Origin of the sequence: Halolamina pelagica, assembly GCF_900115675.1 — an archaeon.
GTDB lineage: Archaea > Halobacteriota > Halobacteria > Halobacteriales > Haloferacaceae > Halolamina > Halolamina pelagica.
The window spans coordinates 1-18,829 of record NZ_FOXI01000014.1; the positions used below are offsets into that span (position 1 = coordinate 1).

Below are 18,829 nucleotides of genomic sequence, written 5' to 3' on the forward strand. Positions count from 1 at the left end.
GTCTGTGACGACTGTGGCCTCATCATCGACGACCAAGCGATCGATCACGGGCCAGAGTGGCACATCGACGACGGCGCCGACACGGCGAAACGAACCGGAGCGACACTGACACCGGCACGGCACGATCGCGGCCTCTCGACAGAGATCGGGGCGAACCAAGACGCGAATGGCAACACCCTCGACAGCCAAAAGCGTCGACGCCTGTCCCGACTCCGCCGTGAACACGCACGGAGTCGGTGGCGATCGAAACAGGAACGCAACCTCGGGCATGGCCTCACGGAGGTCCGACGGATCGCAAGCGCACTCGGCCTGAGTGATTCGGTCCGCGATCAAGCCTGTCGGCTATTCCGAACGGCGCAGACCCAGCAGTTGCTTCCAGGCCGATCGATCGAGGCGATGGCCGCCGCCAGCGTCTACGCCGCCTGTCGGTGCAACGGCCAATCGTGGCTCATTGCCCACGTGGCACCGATGGCGCAGGTCACACAGGATCGGGTCGAGAACGCCTATCGCGTGCTCAACGAAGAGCTGGGGTTGCCGACATCGCCTATCCAGCCGACACAGTTCGTGCCGCGGCTGGCGTCCGAGTTGGGGTGTACAGATGCCGTCCGACGACGGGCGGAGCAGCTTGCTGAGCAGGCCATCGACGCCGGCGTCACAACCGGGGTACATCCCGCAGGCTTCGCTGCTGGGTGTCTGTACCTGGCGGCGTGTGCCCACGACGCCCCGTTGACGCAAGCCGATGCGGCAGCGGTGGCGGACGTGACGGTTGAGACCGTTCGAAGCCATCGCGATCGGCTGCTCTCCGTTGTGGAGTAGGCGAGATACGCTTTCGAACTTCAGGACCCCTGTTGACGGAAGGAGGCTGACATCCTCACACGACTGAAGTCGTGGGTTCCACGGTCACAGACCGTGCCCCGACCTCGGGAGGTTCCACACTCGTGTAAACTACCCCACTCTACTCCCTTGGCGTGGTCCGAGGGAGCAAAGCTCTCTCGGCATCACGAGACGGCTTTCGTGGTCTCGAACGACTCCACGCTTCGGTCATTGAGGATGTCGTCAGAACGCGTCGCGTTCTGATTGCTAACTAGAAATCGGAAATCTCTGGTGATGGGGCTTTGCTGTGGACTCCCGGCAATCAGTCTCCAGCAGTAGGCAGGTGCGTCTCCGCTCCCCGACGTGGGTGAGGAGTGAAGTTGTGGTGTTGCTTTCGAGCGTACTACGTCCCGGCGTTCTTCGCGACGGTGGAGGCCACATTCACCGGCTACCCGTCCATCTCGTCCTCAAGGAACGCGGCGAGGGTATCGGAGAGACGGACGAGATACGTCGTCCCCCACGTCGCGACGAGTACGGCGCCCACCGCGTTGAACAGCATGTCCGTGATCGTGTCGTCGATGCCGCGCTGTGCGAGCACGGCCTCGACGCCGAGATGGCGGGCGCTCTGATCGGCGAAGAACTCCAGTATCTCCCAGGCGACGCCCATCGCTACGACGAACACGATCGTGAACGCGAACATCGCCCACGGCGGGAGATACACTGACGGGACGTGGAGGTGGATCACTCGGAGTGTCGTGTACCCTGCGGCGGCGATGACGGTCGCCGAGTAGAGGTGCGTGAGGGTATCCCACTGCGAAAGCACGTCGTACAGGCCGACGGTGCCTAGGGCGTGGAGGAACACGGCACTCGTGATCCACAACGCGAGTCCCGGTTCGATCGGGATGCCGTAGTCGCGCTCAAGCACAGCGGGCAGGAACGTGATTCCGAGCATCGTCCCGGCGTTGACCAGCAGCGGGAGCTGACGGGTCCAGAGCCCGTAGAGGAACACGAGACCGAGCATGGCCTGCATCACCGCCGCGATTCGTCGTTGGCGCGCCGTCGAGAGGCTGAGCCGATCACTGATGAGCGCAGCTTCGCTGGGGGTCTCAGTCGGCGGCGTGTCCTCCGCAGCGATCCGGGAGTCGGGCGATCCGGGTGTGCGCTGGAAGTACCGGTAGAAGGCGACGCCGGCAACGACGCCCGCGACGGCGACGGAGAGGAACTCGATCATCACCGCCCTGTTGATCGCCATTCCCGATCGACCGTCGAGCAGGAACGACGTCCCGAGCAGGACGTCAGCGCTCCAGCGGAGGATCTGGCGGACGCTGGCCACCGCCAGCGTGACTAGGACCGTCAGCACGACGCTCAGCCACGGAACCAGCCGGAGGTCCGTGAACAGGTGGAGTTCGACCACGAACAGCAGTCCCAGCGTGGCCGTCGAGAGGCTCGGAACGATCGCCGTCGCCGGACCGCTCGGGATGAACACCTGCCAGAGCAGGGGGAGACAGATCAGGCCGAGGAACTGCCACGGTGGCACGACGGTGGGGTCGCGAAACGCGACGGCAGGTGCCAGGACGATGGCGATAGCGATGATAGTCAGTAGTGTCGCCCCGTACTGACCGGTCGACACGTCACGGGCGAGAGCACCGATCAGTACTGCGACGAACAGCCATGACAGTACGGTATTGGCCGTCGAGTTCGTAAAGAGCGCCGCGAGCCTGTCGGTCTCCGCCATGGGCGACGGATCGTTCGGCTGAGTGCCGATTAAGTGTTCTGACGAAGACGATATCCCACATTAATTGGGAGTTGTATATGCCCTTCAGGAACACACACGTCCGGTACGATTCGGTTCCGTGCTGGGAAGCTACACACATGCGGTCCGGTGGGTACGTTCTTGCATCGGCGATTCGGAAGCCCGATCCTGTCCATAGATTTCAGCGCGCGGACGACGACGCGATCGTCCGCGATGGCTGCAGACCGACGCACTTCTCCGGGGAGGTCGACAGTCCACTGTTCGGCGCCCTCCACGAGATCGACGGCGTAAAAGGTGTGCTTCCGAGTCCCGACGTACACGCTGCCGTATCGATAGTCGGCGCCGCGGTCGTTCCACCGTCAGTGTCGACCGTCCACAGCTGGTCACCGGTGTCGACGTCGTAGGCGACGATGCTGTCGGTGCCGCTCCCGTACACGGCAATCCCCTCGGCGCCGGCCGGCGTCGACGCACCGGAGAGCCGACATCCGTTTGCCACTGTTCTTCACCCGTCGAGAGTGCCAGTCGAACGAGGCCACCCTCGAAGGAGACGTACACGCTGTCGTCGACGACGGCCGGCTGGGAGTGTTCGTAGGGATAGGGTGTCCGTCGCCAGTACGTGGTCACGCCATCGGTGGGAACCGTTCCGTCGAGTCGGCCTCTGTGTGCCGGTCCCCCCTGGAACTGCGGTATCGACGGCCCCGCGGTGCCATTGACTGAAACTTCCTCGTTTACCGTTGGTTCGGGTTCTGTGTTCGGACCACTATCGTCGAGACAACCTGCGACGCCGAGGAGAGCATTGCGAGGGTACCGAGTACAGTTCGGCGCTTCACACTGTATCCCGTCTCGGTCTTTGTAAGTGTCTTCTGGGGAGGGAATTACTACCCTCTACGCACGCCGTTCTTACTGTGCTAGTCAATTCCGAGGCGTGTGGTAGTGGTAACGCTGGCGCAGTGACCCCAAACACTCTTTACTGTTTCGCTGTAAACTGTAATCAAGAACACCCGTGTCACGTACCTCAAACCGCGCCGACGGCGACATCGTCCAAGACTTCCTGTCGGTCGCTGACCTCCTCGAGGAGTCACAGCTCGCCCAGCTGTACGCGTACCTCGCTCGGGAGGGGGAGGCGACCGTTCAGGATGTGATGGACGACCTCGAACTCGCCCAGGGGACCGCCTACAGCTACGTCAACCGGCTCGTCGACGCCGACGTCGTCGACGTCACCGACGACGAACAGCCACGCCGGTACGCCGCCCGGGAGATCAATCTGACCGTGACGACGACCGCGGGCGACCGCGAGTACACGATCACGCCGGCGCTCATCGACGCCGTCGGCCGCCGCGAGACGGACGCCGACATCGACACCTACATCGACCGGCACGGCGTCGCCGGCCTCGCGACCGCGCTCACCTACGCGGTTGCCCGCGAACGCGGCGAGGTGACCCACCGGCTGATGGCGGAGGATCTCGACATCTCGCCGCTGGCTGCGGAGATGATCCTCCAGGCACTCCGGCCCGTCGTCCACGAGCACTACGACATCGAGGAGGCTGGGGCGGGACTCGACGAGTTGGATATCGACGACGGCGACGCGGCTGACGACGCGTGAGCCGGCTCCACATCGCCGACACCGGCCTGTTCGTCGCGATGGGGCAGCCCTCGAACAGCCGCTACCAGGCCGTTCGCCGATTCGCTCGACGGAACGACGTCACCTTCGTCCTGCCCGAACGAGTGTACGAGGAGCTGACCGTCGACGATCCGGATGTCGAAAACCCGCCCGTCGACACCGCAATCGACGAGGGATGGACGACGGTTGCGTCACCGCTCGAGTTCTCCGAGCCGGTCGTTTCCCGGGTGATGGACGGTGTCCAGCGGTACATCGCGAACGCTGACGACCGGCCTGCCGACGAGGTCGAGCGTGCGGACGCCGCCCTCGCCGCCCTCGCTGCCCAGCATCTCAACGCGGGGACGGTAACCGAGGTCTACATCTACACGACCGATATCGCGGCCGGCGAGGGGGCCGAAACCGTCCTCGCGAGCGCGGGCTACGGGGACTCGGTGACGTTCGTGAACGGGTTCCGGTTCATCGAGGACCTGGTCGCCGGTAACAGCTGACTGATTGCTAGTCTGATTCGGGTGGAGAGGACCATCGAAAAGCCCTCGGCCGCTCGACGTCCCGCGACCGCGCGAGACGGAGTCTCGCTGGCCCTCGTTCGCTCCGCTCACGAGGACGCCGCTGCGCGCCTCGGGGCTGCGGTGCTTGCGGGGTCGGGGGACGGCCGAGGCGGCCTCGCCCTTTCTGAGTCCACCAGGACTGTAGATGCCTCACCGAGCGGCGTAGCCGGCTGGACAGGTGTGTACGTAGCGGCCCGCCCCGCTCGCCGCTGCCGCCCTCCGCGTCGCTCGCGACCGACCATTCCGTGTCACGCTATAAACAGCTGGTACCCGAACGAACCGACAAATCCGGCAATAAAGAGATATGCGCCCCAACTCCACCGGATTACTTTCGAGCCGTCAAGTGGAGGAATCGGGAGCATATTGAAGCCTGCAAGAATCGTGTTCAGTAGCACACCAATCCTGGATATTTCTGGGTATTGGCCAGCTAAGGCGAGAAAAATCAGCGCTAATACAATATTTGAGACGGGGCCGGCAGCAGCTACTATGCCATGAACGCGCTCTGTAACAGCTCTGAATTTGACCGCACCTGGGAGCAAGAATAGGAGACCGGTGAGATATGCCACTCCCACGGACACCAGATTAAGTACGTGAAATGCTGAAAAGCGAGCCGGCTTCCCGAATCCGAGTCCAATTGCCTTGTGCGATAGCTCATGGATGACGAGACTCAAAATCAGCATACTCCCGATAAGAATGGTATTATCGAAGTTTTGAGAACCCAAGACGAGCCAGACGGCGATGGACATCGCTACAGTCGCATATCCCAAATCAACCAGTTCTCGGGGCTCGAAAATTTTGCTGGCCTCCGCTCCTACTAAGAGGAGTACAGCAGTCGACAGGAAGAACATCCACCAAACCAAATCGAAAGCCCCCACAACGTAGGCTGCAACGCCTAACGAGAATACCAAGTAGACCGCCATTCCAAGTAGATACCCGACCCCAGAAACTACTGCATCAAGAATTCCTGTTTGAGACTCTCGAATAACGTTCTCAGCTGTAGGGGCGCAGTCCTGACAGACCGGCTCACCGGGGGCCTCCCTGTATTCAATTAGATTCTGCTTCTGCTTGCCACAGATTGTACATTGACCGGCTCTACCACTGTTACTACTCTTGGATTGTTGCCTCTTCTGCGTGCAATCACGACAGGTAAGAGAAGACGTTTCTGAGATGTTCTCCGGTATAGTGTACTTCCTTTCCCCACAGATATCGCACTGGAAAGGTACTAAACACTCGTCACAGTAGACTTGTCCTCCTTCCCTCTGATACTCCTGTTTAGTAGTGACGAGTGAGTTCCCGCATCGGGTACACTGAGCCCGAACGGGTTCCCTACCAGACATATGCCTCGATAAATAGCCCGTTTTTATAAATTAGAGTGGTCGCTCTTGTCAAGAACCGGCTCTACCATCGTCGCAGAATCTGTGAACAAGACACCTTCTAAATTATTTAATGCTTCAGCACTGACTTGCGGGAAGACAATATGGTCCAGATTCCTAACCCGTTCAGCCAGGATCTCGATACCCTTTCAGAAGATGATCTCTTGGATTGGTATGCCAGCGAGGTTTTCCCACCGCTACAGGACGACCGGAAGGGCTCCGTGTACCGGCGTATGATTCTCCGCCGTTTCTGGGAACGGAGGGGCAATAACCAACCCCGTGAATTGGATGATGGAACTCCATACCGGTCAGAAGATTTGAGCCGCCTAGATCGGGCGATAAACGACGTTGCTGAAGCCCACGACCGCTACGAGAACACCGTTCAGAGTCAATCTATTTGGGCGGTATACCACGGTGAAAACCAGAAAGAACAGTTCCTTGAGGATCTGCTGAAAATAGAAGAATTAGTTCTGGATCACCTGCAGTGATACAGTATCAAGAATAGCACACTCTAAGATCAGTAAAGGACTCGTCTCTGTCTTTTTTGCGCCTGCAAAGGGTGCAGGCGCAGTCAGTCGTGCCTGTATTCGGGGAGATGATTCGAGATGTGCTACTACCGTCAGCGACAGGTGTACCGCCAGTCGGAGGCGCGATGACCGATGTCGGTTGACCCTACCGAGATCGAGGAGGCTGAAGTCGAACTAGAGGAGTGGTTGGTCGAACAGGCCGAGAACGGTGTTCCGGAAATCGTCCTGATCGGGCTCCTCCGGGATTACGCGGACGACATCGAACAGCTCGGCTACGTGCCGCGAATGTGGGGTGAGTCAGAGCGGTGAGACGGACCAACACCTTCGAAGTCGTTCCACAATCGGAACAAGACGAGGCCGTCCTTCGACGCCTTCTCGATGCGTCAGCGAGCCTCTGGAACCAGCTGACGTATGCGCGCCGGCAGCAGTTCTTCGCCGGCGAGAGCGTCTGGGACTGTGAGAACTACTACGACGAGTACGTCGACGTGTTGGGGTCGGCGACGACCCAGCAGGTCACCCGCGTCAACGACGCCGCTTGGCGGTCGTTCTTCGAGACGGTTGAGGAGGCCGACCAGGAGGTCAGTCCCCCCGGCTACTGGGGCAATCAAGCCGACGGGCGCGACCTGCGGACCTACATCCGCAACGACGCCTACACGATCAGTTGGGGCAAGCGCTCCCGGCTCGAAGTGCCCATCGGCAGCCAGCTCAAAGACGAGTACGGGTTCGGTCGGTTCGAGCGGCTCCGTGTTGCCGTCCGCGGTGAACCACACTGGGAGGGCGAGCAGGGTCGCCTTCACCTCACCTACGACGACGTCGACGAGACGTATCGCGCCCACCAGCCGGTAACAGTCTCCGAAGCGGAACAGGCGACGCCGACGGGGACGGACGTCGCCGCCCTCGATATCGGCGCGAACGTCCTCGTGGCGTGTACGACGACGATCGGCGACCAGTACTGGTACAGCGGCCAGGAGCCGTTCCGACAGTTCCGTGAGACGACCGAGCACATCGCCGACGCCAAAGCGAAGCTGCCGGATGGACAGCAGACCAGCAATCGAATCCAGCGGCTCTATCGGAAGCGGTCCCGCCGGCGCGATCACGCCGTGAACGCGCTCCTTCGTGATCTGGTCGAGCGGCTCCACGACGACGGCGTCGAAACCATGTACCACGGCGATCTCACCGGCGTTCTCGGCGAGTACTGGTCCGTCGAGGCGAACCTCAAAGCCTGCACTTTCTGGGCGCATCGACGATGTCTCGACCAGCTCGCGAACGTCTGCGAGGAGTACGGCATCGAGGTGGCCTCACTCTCCGAGGCCTGGACCTCCCAGACGTGTCCGGAGTGCGGGGAGCGCGAGCGGACGCGCCGGCATCGCGAGACGCTGCGGTGTCCGTGTGGCTTCGAGGGGCACGCCGATCTCGTTGCGTCGCGGACGCTGCTCGAACAGGCGACGAACACCGAGGTCAGGCCGACGGCACGGCCCGTGCGGTTCCAGTGGGACGACCACCAGTGGGCCCCCGTCGAGGGGGCCGCGGTGGGGCCCAACGAATAGCGCACAGACCCGCAAGGTGCCGCCGTGGTGTCGCCGCGACACCAGCGAGCGGACGCTCCCGTGTGGGGAGTGGATGTCGATCCGCTGGTCGCTCGCAGTTATCAGACGTTTCAGTAAGTGTTGTAAAAAACGCAACTTCCTGCTCACAATAGCCGGTTGGACATTCTCATTTAATAGGTTCTTGTCGTTATTGGGGTTAGACGGTGTTTCGACCGCCTCGAAATAGAATCGGTTCAGCAGTGTCTTTCACCGACTCGAACTGTTCGACCGCCCAGTCGACAGCGGTCTCAGTATCGTTCAGTATACAGCCCTGAATTCCTTTTTCTGTGTAGACGACGATACCCACATCCGTGTCATCGACGATCCACAGCCCATACGCGTAAGGGATTGGCCCACGGAGCAACGTGACGTCTGGGTCCTCTACAGCTTCTCTCGTCTCTTGGGGTTGCAACTCGTATAACTGGTCAAACACGTCTCCATCGACCACTAACTCCAATTCGTATGCATCACCTGTAACGGCAGCGTCGTAGAAGTCCATCGCTGAGCCCACAAGAGCCTTTGGCGCGAATCCACGAACGAGAGAGGCCTCGCGGATTGACTGAAGCATTGGGTCAAGAACCGCGTCCGGGACGTTCTCCTCCGCAATATGCGCAGTTGACCCCGCGAGAAACGCTTCATGGATAGAAGTTTCGGTGGGGAGCGCAGCGAGAATCGGTGCTGCGTCGGCGAGATCGTTGAGAAACGATGCGTACTCGTCGTGTTTACGATATGCACACACCCCGGCCGCAGTTGCGTGCCATTCACCGTCCCGATACTCAACGAGGTGTGCGTCAGCGAGCGAGCGCAGCACTCGATCAATCGTCGACCGCGAAGAGTCGAATAGTTCGGTAAGCTCACGTTTTGAACGTGGGGCCGCGGTGAGGACACGAAGAAATCCCGACCGGTCTGCGATGAGCGATTCAAAATCGGCGGGATCAGGTTGTTCCATTAACGAGTTCTAGTAGCGTGGGCGTATTCAGTTCTGTGGAGGTCAATTGGTTGTACACGAACCATGTTAGCAGAATGTGTACAGCTTGAGGGGGGCCCTCAAAGCTTGCGGGGGGTACTCTTGTCCTACCAGTCGTATTCATCAATTAACGTGAATACAAGCCGCGAAAGAGTGCTAAGTGGTGTGTTACCATGGAGGAATCAGACTCCGACCCCGACTTTGACGAGGAACAGTATCAGAACGAACTGAACGACGCTGTTGACGATGGCGGTGGCTGTATGGAGACTCTCCAAGCAGCTAATCAGGTTTCCAACTCGAATGAGGCTAATTTTGGCAACTTTAACACTGATGAGAACCGGCGGTCTGTACTACAAAAAACAGTTGCCTCATTGGCTGGTGTTGCTGGGTTCGGTGGACTGTCCGGAATGGCTGCCGGCAGTAAAGGATCGACCGAGCCGAAATCCCGGGCATCTGACGACCCCGACTTCGAAGCAACTGATGTCGAAGTCCGTGCGGGTGACGAGGTTCCCCGAGCGACCGCTATGGCGCTGAATAATTCGGAAATCAACAAGCTCAAAGCTGTGATGCGATCCGAAGGGAAGATGCAGCCCTCTGGCATAGTTTCTGTCGATGTTGAGACAACCGATCCTGATCTGAACGATGTAGATCCTCGGGTGGTGATCGTTCCTTTTGAACCCGTTGGCAACCGTCCGGTCGATCCTCGGGACACAACTGGACAGACCGATCCAGCGAACGTCGGTGCATTGTTTGCCGTCACCGTCGTACAAGAAGGCGAGCGTCAAGCGGCAACCGCATTCGGGGTTGCTTCTCACCCAACACAGTCAGGAGCAAAAACCATCGAAAGAGTTGACAACGGTGCTTCAGACGCTGGGCAGTTCCAGGCCAAGCTGATGACGTTCGGCCAAGATCAGGCCGGCGAAGAGCCAGCAATGGTCGGATCCCAGACGACCAAACTTCCCATCCGAAATGCTCGTCGCCCGAACCAGGACCAGAACAGTTCCAGTTCGTTGAACTCGGTAGGGACAGGCTCCGGGGCCCTCTCCACGGCGCAGGTGTCCGAAGGCTCGATACTCTCCTGTTTCCAATGTACTACGCTGGTCGGTATCCTGTGTAAACTTGGAGGGGGTCGCCTTAGCCAAAGTACCTGTCTAGTGCGGTGTCTGCCTCTAATTACTACTATCGGGGGTTATCTGATCTGTTCCGGGGGCTGTCTGTTGGTCGTCGAGGCGATTTCACGTGTCGGCTGTGGACTTGGTTCAGGGTACGTCTGTATTGTCGCAGGGTACTGTAACTGAACTCTTATCCTTCTCCTTGCGTACTATAAATTATGACTCAAACAAACACGGATTCCGCTCGACTTCGTACTCGAATCGCCCTTTCTGTCGTCGGTGTGGTGGGTGCTGCCGCCCTCGGTTACCTCCTCCGAGGGCCAGAAGTCGCGTTAGCTATCGGCGCCGGCGTTGCTGTCGTGGAACTCTTTGTTGCGCTGTATCAACGCGTTAGGACAACGTGACTCCAGTGCCCCGGGCTCCGGAGTGGATGTCGATCCGCTGGTCGCCCCTTTTTCGTATCACTACGCGGTTGACCGACCTCGAAGACCTCACCTCAAAACATTTTGTCACCCCGTGATTCAGACAGACTATGAGCAGTAAAACCGTCGAGAAAGCTCGCTGGCTTGTCTATTTCGATAGGGTTGCTCGAGGAGTACTGCTACTTGGTGGTGCGTTTATTTTTCTACGGAAGATTGTCGCAAGCTTCCAGGTCTGTACTGCTGGTGAAGCATGCCCCCAACCATCACTTCTGAAGCCGTCGTTACAGCACTGTTCGGTGTGATAGTAATTTACGCGGGATATCGATTTCAACCTGAGTAACGGAAGTCGGGATCGGGGTTTGCTGAACAGACTTTGATCAGGCGCTAACGTCTCAATCTTCTCCAGTATCAAGCGTTTACGGCTCGCACCGCTCGCCGCATTCCGCCCTCCGCGTCGCTCGCGACCGACCATTCCGGGCATGCGGGCGCTCTCCGCACCGCCCGCGCCCGTTCCGGGCTAAAGTGTATGTGCCCTCGACGCCAGCGCTTCACCCGTTTGGGTCCTGCGGACCTCGGCAGAGCCGACCGCGACGGACGTAGTTGCGTCGCGGCGAACGGGGAATGCGCTGGCCGCTCGCTCCGGGCGGGTCGGCGCGCGGTGCTGGTTGGGTGACCCTCCTAAGGCGCGCTCTCGCTCGCGCCCGGGAGGGCGCTCGCGAAGGCGCGAGCGAGAGCGCGCAGATGGTTCTGTCGGTCGTTGTCGTCGGAAAACCGCGATGTAAGGGCATCGCGGTGTCGGCGCGTGAGCGCCTTCGTCGGAAATCACCTTGTGAGTGATTCCAATGTCTAGTAACAACGCTAGCGGAAAGATCGTTTCGGTCGATGAACAGGCATTCGAGAAAGCGGACGAGCAGGCGGTCGATGAAGATGGCTTCCCGGTCGTCGACGAGACGCCGGAGTTCGAGGCGGCAGTCGAGCAGGAGACGCAGGCGAAGGTGGATGCGAACCACCCGGACGGGATCGCGGACACGAGCGAGGACCGGATTCACGGTGTCACCCTCGAACAGGAAGAGCGCATTCAGGCGCGGGAAGCCGAACTGGAGCGCATCAGTGCCCAGGCCGAGCTGGGAACGCAGGAGGGCCGGGAGCAGCGCACGCGGGAGGTCGTCAGCGAGCTGTGTGGTCGTGACGAGCCGGCGCCGACGGAGCGCACGGATCCCCGTGAGAAGCTGACGCAAGACGAACTCGCGAAGGTGAACAAGCAGGCGATGCGCATCAGCGACGAAGTGAAAGGCGGCTGGTCGAGAGCGGTCGTCGCGAAGCAGCTGGCCGAGAAGGTGCAGCGCGGACGGGACGTCACGAAGGCGGTGCTGGAGACCCTCGAGGAGTTGAAGGCGGCGCCGGGGGCGATCGTGCCCATCGCGGACGTGCCGGACGTCCCGGTCGGTGAGGTGACGGTCGAAGGCACAGTGAGCGAGCTCTGGGAGCCTTCCTCCACGAGCATCCAGCAGGTCGGGCTGATAGCGGATGACAGCGGGAAAATCAAGTTCACCGTTTGGAACAAGAGCAACCAGACAGTGGTGCAGAAAGGCGAAACGGTCCGGTTTCGGGCAGCAGCCAAGAACTGGTACGAAGGCCGGTGCTCAATTGCGCTAACCGGGTGGTCGGATATCCACTTTCCGGAGCGCGGTCGGTGGTGGGAAGAATAGCGAGGATGCGGTCTCTTTCTTTTTTATGTGCCAGACCAGACCCAAGCCCCACCGCCCCACCCTCCGCTCCGTGCTCGCTCCCTGCGGTCGCTGCGCGCGCAGCCACGACCGTTGTGGAGGGTGGGGTGGTGAGTTGATCTCTTCTCGTCCAATATGTAGCAGGGAGAGTTTATCCGCGCCGCCGATGGGTGCAGCGCGATGTCAAATAGTTCACCCGAGACCCACGATTTCGATGCGTGGTTCACTGGCTTCTTCGACGGCGAAGGCTGTATCCGCATCGCAATTGCCGACCGTGAGCGGTACAGTACCGGCTTTGAACTTGCACCAATGCTCCGAATCACCCACGAACAGTTGACCGGAACTCTCGACGCAGAAGGCTGGATTGGCGTGAAAGTAAACCAGAATAGTGAGTATCGAGTCGACCACCGACTTCAGCCGCAAATCGAGGTCACCGAAACATATCGTGACCACCTGATGGAGGCGCTCTGTGCGTACTGTGATGCTCACGATGTGAACTGTCATGTGTCCAGTCTCGAAGCCAATGAGAACCGGAGCGATCAGTACATTTGGGGCGTGCAGGGTATCAGCAATACCCGGACGCTCCTCACCCCGCTCCGCGATCAGTTCATTGTCAAGCGCGAGCAGGTCGATCTCCTCCTTGACGAGATTCTGCCCCGGATGGACCAGGGCGTCCATCACGAGAAAGAAGGCTTTCTTGAGGTGATGTACTACGTCGACCGGTTCAACTCGTACAAAGGTGGCAGTCGAGGGAAATACACACTCGAGTATTTCGAGGAACTCTGGGGGATGGAATACACTCCCGAGTAGTTGTATCGCGCGGTTGCCCCACGAGAGAGCCAGATGACGACACCTCTTGTTTTAGTGAGCGCCGGACCAGCCCGAGCCCCACCGCCCCACCCTCCGCTCCCGGCCTCCCTCCGGTCGGCCGGCAGCCACAACCGGAGTCACAGTTTTCGGGAGTGATTTAGCGCGGGGCAAGACCACTGTCGCGACGGAGTCTGTTTATTTGCCCCCTGGAGGGGCGGAGGGCACATCAGACCGTGTCCCCGACACCAATGTCCGAAGAACACACCCTCACGGCCCGAGAGCGGCTTCGCATTCACCTCCGCGAAGCCCGTCGCACGACCGACTCGCCGATCGTGGAAGCACAGCTTGACGCCGCGCTGGACGCCTGGAAGGACCTGCCGCCGACACCCCTGCGGGAGTGTCCCGTCTGTGGGAAAGTCGGATTGCCAGAGCGAATCAAGCAACATAACTGAGAATCGAAGGCCAGTGAGAACCTGAAGCGGGGGCTGAGGAGCTGTAACTTCTAGTCGGTTCGTCTGATTTTCAAACTCCAATTTCAGTACATGGTTATCTTTTATTTGGGTGCTGGCAGATTCGAAGCCATGACCGGTGACGATGGACGTGTCTTTCTCTCTGATGAGCCAATAGAGTCGACAAATCAAGATCGGTTCGAGCATCAAGAGTACGTCGACGCACTTGAGCAGATACTGGAGAACGCAGAGCCACGATGGAATATCGGTGTATTCGGGAAGTGGGGGACGGGCAAGAGCTCGATAATCAACCTCTTGTTCGACCGTCTGAGTGACAATCCCAAGTTTGAGAACACGGTCTGTGTAGAATTCGATGCATGGACACACGCGGAAGACTCGATTCGGACAGACCTGCTTCTCGGTATCGACCACGAACTCGGTCAGAAGACAGACACGAAGATTGATAGTGAGTACGGTATCCTCGGAGAGGACCACATAACAGAGGAGCTCTACGACATTACGGAAGACAACAGTAGCGATAACCCAGATCTCCGTGAGTATGCACAGCAACTCCTCACCCAATCGAAGTTCGTCACGGCGACTGTCGCGATAACTGCGGTAATCCTGATAGCAGGAGTAGTCATCAACGCCCTGAACGCCTTCGGTATCTTCACTCCGGGTCAGGATCTAATGGGGACAGCGAATAGCATCCTCCAGATTGCCATTTTGCCTCTATTTCTCAGTCTCTTCATTTTCATGGCGAAGCAGGTCGAGGACGCGACATCGACGCTTCGTCAGCGGTATCCGCGTAATGATTGGTCCGGTGCGTATGAGCAGCTGTTCGAAGAAATGCTCGACGAACTGATGGAAAAGACGGAGTACGAACAGGTTATCATCTCCGTCGACAATCTGGACCGGTGTGAAAGCGACACCGTCTACGATGTCCTGGTCTCCCTCAAGACGTTCATGGGCAACGACCGCTGCCTCTACATTATTCCCTGCGACGACGAGGCGCTTCTCAGCCACATCCAGTCTATCGACCGGGGGGAATACTTCGAAGAGAACGAAAATGAGCAGGAATTCCTACGGAAACTCTTCCAAGCCCACGTCCGTATTCCGCCGTTCACCAGTGACGCTATCTCCGATTATGCTGCTGAACTAAACGGCCAACTCAAGCACGGTTACGATGAGGAGGTTCTCTCGGTCATCACGAAAGCATACGTCCGAAACCCGCGCCGTATAAAACAGGCACTCAACCGTCTGACGACGCTACGGATGTTGGCCGAGGAAATAGAGGACACTCAACGAATGCGTGAAGGAGTGATTACCGGCAACCTCCCGTTCTTGGCGAAGATGTCGATATTGCAGGAGGACTTCCCAGAGTTCTATCGGTCCCTACAAACGAACCCACGTCTACTTGAGGAGTTCAATGACTACTTCGCTGGTCGTGTGATGGACCCGGAACGAAAGGAAGAACTGGCATCACACTTCGAGCCGACAGAAGACGGGAACGGAAAGTCCGTGGAAGGCCTTCGAGAGTTTCTGTCTTCCACACGGTACATCACTGACAATAACCCACGCCGATTCATCTATCTGAGCGAGCCACCGTACACGCTCACACTTGAAGACGGTGACCGCTTCGTCGAAGATCTACGTGCGCGACAGGTCGATAAGGTTCGCGACGAACTGGATGCCCTATTTGAAGACGAGGGGGACTTCGGGCCATACCGCGAGGCAATTGACGATACGCTTGACGAGTGGAGTCATCTTGATTCAGAGCTCTTCAACATCATCGAGGGGTTGATGGAGGTATTCGATGCTCTGGATGACGACGCCCAGACTCAGGTATCCCGAATGGTAAGTGAGTACCTGGTCTCCGTAGACAGGCGGCACTTCTTGGAAGATTTGGATCCCAGCATCTCGTTCCCGATGATACTCAAAATGCAACCACGTGACTCACGTCTGCTCTTTGGGGCTTATGGTGAACTGGCCGCTGATTCAGAAACCCTTCAGGAGAATATCCTTGATGCGTTCGTTAAACACGCGGAAGGAATTCCGGAGTCTGCGAACCGATCCCTGACCGAGAGTCTTGTTCAGCTACGTGAGAATCAGCAGGAAGACGTGTTCAAAACGGCGCTCGACAAAATTCACAGTTCGGCAGCCGCACGGGACAAATTCGCCACCACGAAGCTGCTGACGGAGGCCATCAAGCTGATTGAGTTGGGTAATAACGAACGTCAGTTTGAGAACGAGGACTACTACCAGAAGTTCGACTCGGATGCATCTACCGAGGCCCGAGGTACGTTCATCGAAAAATTGCTTGATCTCCGGAACGAAGTTGAAGATAACAATATCAACCATATCAACGACAGTATTTCGAATATCCTCCTCAAGATCGAATCTGACCTACCACGTCAAACTGCGAGTCATCTCTACAACGAATTCCACGGGATGGTAAATGCCCCGAGTAATAATGAAAAGAATCTGGTTGAGACGCTCTTCTATCACTATGACACGCTCTCGTCGAGTGACCAGAACCGATTCCGTCAGGAATGTATGAAACAGATTCAGAACTGGGGTGGAACCGGACAGCAGTATCTGAAGTGGGCTCAACAGTATGATGTGCCCCTGCTTGATTCAGAAGACGCAGTGACGACAGCACTGGACCCGTTCCCGGACCAGAATACGAACACGGGGCTCCTCACCAACACAGTCTTATCGCTGATACCTAAGGAGTTCGACGAAGAACTGACCTCGCCGAAGTTGATTGAGATCTTGGACAACAACGATGACTCTCGTGCACAGCTTGGTGCAGAGATGTTTTCCACCGCACCAAAGCGATTCGAGAGTGTTCAAGACAAGGTAGTCAGTACGTGTCTTAAAAAAGTAAACAAGACAAACGACACGAGCAGTAAACAGATCTATCTGACTGCTGTTGCCGAAGTGTTTACTGACCTTTCTGACAGTGATCAGGAACTGTTCCTCAGTCGGCTAACCGACCTTGCGCGTGGGAACAATAAGGACAAGCAAGCGTTCTACCGTGTGTGGAATGAAGTCAAATCAAACCTAACTTCTAATCACCGTCGCAAGGTGGGTCAAAACGTACTCTCCATTCTGGAAGACGAAGTGAGTGACCAGAATCAACAGGTTCCGACTGATGACTTGGTCAAAGTTCTCCAATCGGTGACCGACAACCTCGCTACAAACGCGCACGAAGAGTTCATTCAACGGCTGAGTGATGAACTGACAGATGGAAACGTCGGATGGCAACAGAAACAGGACATCGTGGGCCAACTCGCCGCATTCGACGATCTCGCCGGGCAGGAGGATCTAGTCCTAACTCGTATCGAAGGAATGTTGAAACAGAACTCTCAGAACCAGCTCCACCAGACCACCAAAAAGAAGCTTGCTACCCTTGAGGGGCACGACGGAATAGATGAAACTAAAATTGAAGAAATCCGGGAGCACCATCTGAAATTATAATCTAGTAAGGGAATAACGGCTCATCCACCAAAACCAAACAGTACACCTAAGAGGACAAGAACTACCTGACCAAATCCAGTTATTGCCAAGTATACAGCAAAGCGATTCGGACGCCACCACTCTGCTCTTCCATAGACATATCCAATATTCTCGAAAATATAGGATAGGTTGCGTATGGCTACAGTGAAGAATAGTGCAGCACCGTTAATGAGGAATTTTTGGAGCGGTCCATCTCCGGGTAGCATTCCGAGGAATATAGACAAGTCCCCGACGAAGGGGAGCATCTTGATTGTTTTTGCGATATATTCCATCAACTCCGGTGGGACGAGGTTCCCTTCGATTGATGAGTTAATTGCGCCGGTGAAACCGAAATACTCCACAGTCAGTACGAAGCTAATTAGGAGAATCACAGTACCGAAGTAGAAGAAGAATCCACGTGTTAGCCACCGCGCTGTCCTCCTTTCAGCCTTTGGAAGAAGATCAGATGGTGGTTTCTCTATGGAATCTTTCTCCTTCTCAGCGCTTTCAAACGGAGGCGTATGTTCTCTCCACGATGTCTGCATCACATGGCGTAGCCAAAAGAGCAAACGAAGGAAGTAGACAGCCGCAACTGCCACGAAAAGGGCGATAGAGAGCCACATAAGCAGATCGCCAATATCGTCTCGCCAGAAAGAATAATATCCGAATTCATCACCTGTTCCGTGTATCTTGTCGTACAGCGTGATGTAAAGTAAACCACTCAGTGCTGGGAGAGCGACTACTACTGTCAGGCCAGAGATTCCTACAAATAAGCGATAGAACTGATAGAGTCGATCTTGGATATCAGAATTAGATATTATTCCATAGTATTCCACCATACTAGAATGATCAGTTCTGAAGCGACCAGTTCGTTTCTTCTATTTCTAGATTATCACAGTGTTCGCAACAGAGGATGCGGTGGCCGTTCACTTCTCGCCCATTATCTGTCGCTTGTACGTCCTTATTTGGACGATAGTACCGCCCCTTACTTGCCAGACCGAATGGGTGCCCACAATCTGGACATGTGTAGTCTGACTTGAATTGCAGGTACGCCAGTGGAGTGAATAGAAGTATCACTGCAGGGAAAATTGAGATGATTGCGGTTCCCATATCGATCGAAAGTGGTGACAATTGCGCAATCGTAGTCATATAGTTCTGGTTTGGCCAAGAGGTCCCAATCACCTCAGCGAATATGAGAAAGAGCCACATCCCACCGATAGTTGAGATAGCAAAAAGAAGGAGCATAATTCTCTGTCTGGTGACGTACTGAGACTTGAGGGCAATCGAGGACAACCAATTGAACCCCCTCAAAACTGAGCGATAATTCTTGAAAGTGTTGTCCTGATAACTCCGCCAATCCGGACTACTTCGCATTTCTTCTGCTATCTCTTTATTAGTCAACTCTGACCACTTCCGTCCACCATCCGATTTTTCGGGCATAGTCTGTGTCGTTACGTTCTTGTGTTGGATAACTTGGAATTTCGTCCCTTCCGCTGGTTTCTCTAAGTACTGTTGAACAGTGAGCATCGTCCCGACGAAAGACAGAGGGAATGAAATGAGCGACGTGACTCCAAGATCGAAGACAGTGTGGAGTATGAACGTAAGGAAAACAGCAAATAC

General features: G+C 57.1%; 16 protein-coding genes. 11 read left to right on the plus strand and 5 right to left on the minus strand.

Annotation, left to right across the window (positions count from 1 at the left end):
* A partial coding sequence (locus BMZ83_RS13415; protein ID WP_074879589.1) for a transcription initiation factor IIB occupies positions 1-816 on the plus strand: 816 nt, incomplete at its 5' end.
* Positions 817-1,261: 445 nt separating this feature from the next.
* On the opposite strand, the gene BMZ83_RS17260 is transcribed toward BMZ83_RS13415, so the two are convergent.
* Together BMZ83_RS17260 and BMZ83_RS17480 are read right to left on the minus strand one after the other, a co-directional pair.
* Positions 1,262-2,548 (minus strand): hypothetical protein, encoded by a 1,287-nt coding sequence (locus tag BMZ83_RS17260; protein ID WP_074879593.1) that lies wholly within the window; start codon positions 2,546-2,548, stop codon positions 1,262-1,264.
* Positions 2,549-2,577: 29 nt separating this feature from the next.
* The gene (locus tag BMZ83_RS17480; protein WP_074879596.1) at positions 2,578-2,886 is read right to left on the minus strand and encodes a PQQ-binding-like beta-propeller repeat protein; all 309 of its coding nucleotides are present in this window, start codon (positions 2,884-2,886) and stop codon (positions 2,578-2,580) included.
* 683 nt (positions 2,887-3,569) lie between these two features.
* Here BMZ83_RS17480 and BMZ83_RS13430 point away from each other — a divergent pair.
* Together BMZ83_RS13430 and BMZ83_RS13435 are read left to right on the plus strand one after the other, a co-directional pair.
* Positions 3,570-4,169, plus strand: coding sequence for a DUF7437 domain-containing protein (locus BMZ83_RS13430; RefSeq protein WP_074879600.1), 600 nt, complete (start codon positions 3,570-3,572; stop codon positions 4,167-4,169).
* On the plus strand, positions 4,166-4,675 hold the full coding sequence (locus tag BMZ83_RS13435; RefSeq protein WP_074879604.1) for a hypothetical protein: 510 nt from the start codon (positions 4,166-4,168) through the stop codon (positions 4,673-4,675). The genes BMZ83_RS13430 and BMZ83_RS13435 overlap by 4 nt, the downstream gene beginning before the upstream one ends.
* A gap of 308 nt (positions 4,676-4,983) precedes the next feature.
* Here BMZ83_RS13435 and BMZ83_RS16500 read toward each other — a convergent pair whose 3' ends face one another.
* A complete protein-coding gene (locus BMZ83_RS16500; protein ID WP_143076978.1) occupies positions 4,984-6,072 on the minus strand; it encodes a site-2 protease family protein in 1,089 nt (362 codons plus the stop codon).
* A 125-nt stretch (positions 6,073-6,197) separates the two neighbouring features.
* Between BMZ83_RS16500 and BMZ83_RS13445 the strand changes: the two genes are divergently transcribed.
* The 3 genes from BMZ83_RS13445 (at position 6,198) to BMZ83_RS13450 (ending at position 8,182) form a co-directional block, all read left to right on the plus strand.
* Positions 6,198-6,596, plus strand: a complete 399-nt coding sequence (locus tag BMZ83_RS13445; RefSeq protein ID WP_143076979.1) for a hypothetical protein — start codon at positions 6,198-6,200, stop codon at positions 6,594-6,596.
* A gap of 171 nt (positions 6,597-6,767) precedes the next feature.
* Positions 6,768-6,944 carry a hypothetical protein gene (locus tag BMZ83_RS16960; RefSeq protein ID WP_166623278.1) on the plus strand — a complete coding sequence of 59 codons (177 nt, stop codon included), beginning with the start codon at positions 6,768-6,770 and terminating at the stop codon, positions 6,942-6,944.
* On the plus strand, positions 6,941-8,182 hold the full coding sequence (locus tag BMZ83_RS13450; protein ID WP_074879614.1) for an RNA-guided endonuclease InsQ/TnpB family protein: 1,242 nt from the start codon (positions 6,941-6,943) through the stop codon (positions 8,180-8,182). Before BMZ83_RS16960 ends, BMZ83_RS13450 begins: the two co-directional genes overlap by 4 nt.
* A gap of 196 nt (positions 8,183-8,378) precedes the next feature.
* Here BMZ83_RS13450 and BMZ83_RS13455 read toward each other — a convergent pair whose 3' ends face one another.
* A complete protein-coding gene (locus BMZ83_RS13455; protein WP_074879617.1) occupies positions 8,379-9,170 on the minus strand; it encodes a helix-turn-helix transcriptional regulator in 792 nt (263 codons plus the stop codon).
* A 191-nt stretch (positions 9,171-9,361) separates the two neighbouring features.
* Here BMZ83_RS13455 and BMZ83_RS13460 point away from each other — a divergent pair, with 191 nt between their 5' ends.
* The 5 genes from BMZ83_RS13460 to BMZ83_RS13485 all read left to right on the plus strand — a co-directional run bounded on the left by BMZ83_RS13460 (position 9,362) and on the right by BMZ83_RS13485 (position 17,191).
* Positions 9,362-10,486, plus strand: coding sequence for a halocin C8-like domain-containing protein (locus tag BMZ83_RS13460; protein ID WP_197427780.1), 1,125 nt, complete (start codon positions 9,362-9,364; stop codon positions 10,484-10,486).
* 1,078 nt (positions 10,487-11,564) lie between these two features.
* The gene (locus tag BMZ83_RS13470; protein ID WP_074879623.1) at positions 11,565-12,431 is read left to right on the plus strand and encodes a DNA-binding protein; all 867 of its coding nucleotides are present in this window, start codon (positions 11,565-11,567) and stop codon (positions 12,429-12,431) included.
* A 198-nt stretch (positions 12,432-12,629) separates the two neighbouring features.
* Positions 12,630-13,259: a hypothetical protein gene (locus BMZ83_RS13475; protein ID WP_074879626.1), complete on the plus strand. Its 630-nt coding sequence runs from the start codon at positions 12,630-12,632 to the stop codon at positions 13,257-13,259.
* 248 nt (positions 13,260-13,507) lie between these two features.
* A complete protein-coding gene (locus BMZ83_RS13480) occupies positions 13,508-13,711 on the plus strand; it encodes a hypothetical protein (protein ID WP_074879629.1) in 204 nt (67 codons plus the stop codon).
* A 129-nt stretch (positions 13,712-13,840) separates the two neighbouring features.
* Positions 13,841-17,191: a KAP family P-loop NTPase fold protein gene (locus BMZ83_RS13485; protein ID WP_074879632.1), complete on the plus strand. Its 3,351-nt coding sequence runs from the start codon at positions 13,841-13,843 to the stop codon at positions 17,189-17,191.
* A 20-nt stretch (positions 17,192-17,211) separates the two neighbouring features.
* Here BMZ83_RS13485 and BMZ83_RS16505 read toward each other — a convergent pair whose 3' ends face one another.
* On the minus strand, positions 17,212-18,048 hold the full coding sequence (locus tag BMZ83_RS16505) for a hypothetical protein (protein ID WP_143076980.1): 837 nt from the start codon (positions 18,046-18,048) through the stop codon (positions 17,212-17,214).
* Positions 18,049-18,829: the final 781 nt, after the last annotated feature.

Coding starts and splice junctions, on each gene's coding strand:
- BMZ83_RS13455 (WP_074879617.1), bottom strand. CDS start 9,170: ATGGAACAACCTGATCCCGCCGATTTTGAATCGCTCATCGCAGACCGG.
- BMZ83_RS13485 (WP_074879632.1), top strand. CDS start 13,841: ATGACCGGTGACGATGGACGTGTCTTTCTCTCTGATGAGCCAATAGAG.
- BMZ83_RS13480 (WP_074879629.1), top strand. CDS start 13,508: ATGTCCGAAGAACACACCCTCACGGCCCGAGAGCGGCTTCGCATTCAC.
- BMZ83_RS16505 (WP_143076980.1), bottom strand. CDS start 18,048: ATGGTGGAATACTATGGAATAATATCTAATTCTGATATCCAAGATCGA.
- BMZ83_RS17260 (WP_074879593.1), bottom strand. CDS start 2,548: ATGGCGGAGACCGACAGGCTCGCGGCGCTCTTTACGAACTCGACGGCC.
- BMZ83_RS13470 (WP_074879623.1), top strand. CDS start 11,565: ATGTCTAGTAACAACGCTAGCGGAAAGATCGTTTCGGTCGATGAACAG.
- BMZ83_RS13460 (WP_197427780.1), top strand. CDS start 9,362: ATGGAGGAATCAGACTCCGACCCCGACTTTGACGAGGAACAGTATCAG.
- BMZ83_RS16960 (WP_166623278.1), top strand. CDS start 6,768: ATGTCGGTTGACCCTACCGAGATCGAGGAGGCTGAAGTCGAACTAGAG.
- BMZ83_RS16500 (WP_143076978.1), bottom strand. CDS start 6,072: ATGTCTGGTAGGGAACCCGTTCGGGCTCAGTGTACCCGATGCGGGAAC.
- BMZ83_RS13475 (WP_074879626.1), top strand. CDS start 12,630: ATGTCAAATAGTTCACCCGAGACCCACGATTTCGATGCGTGGTTCACT.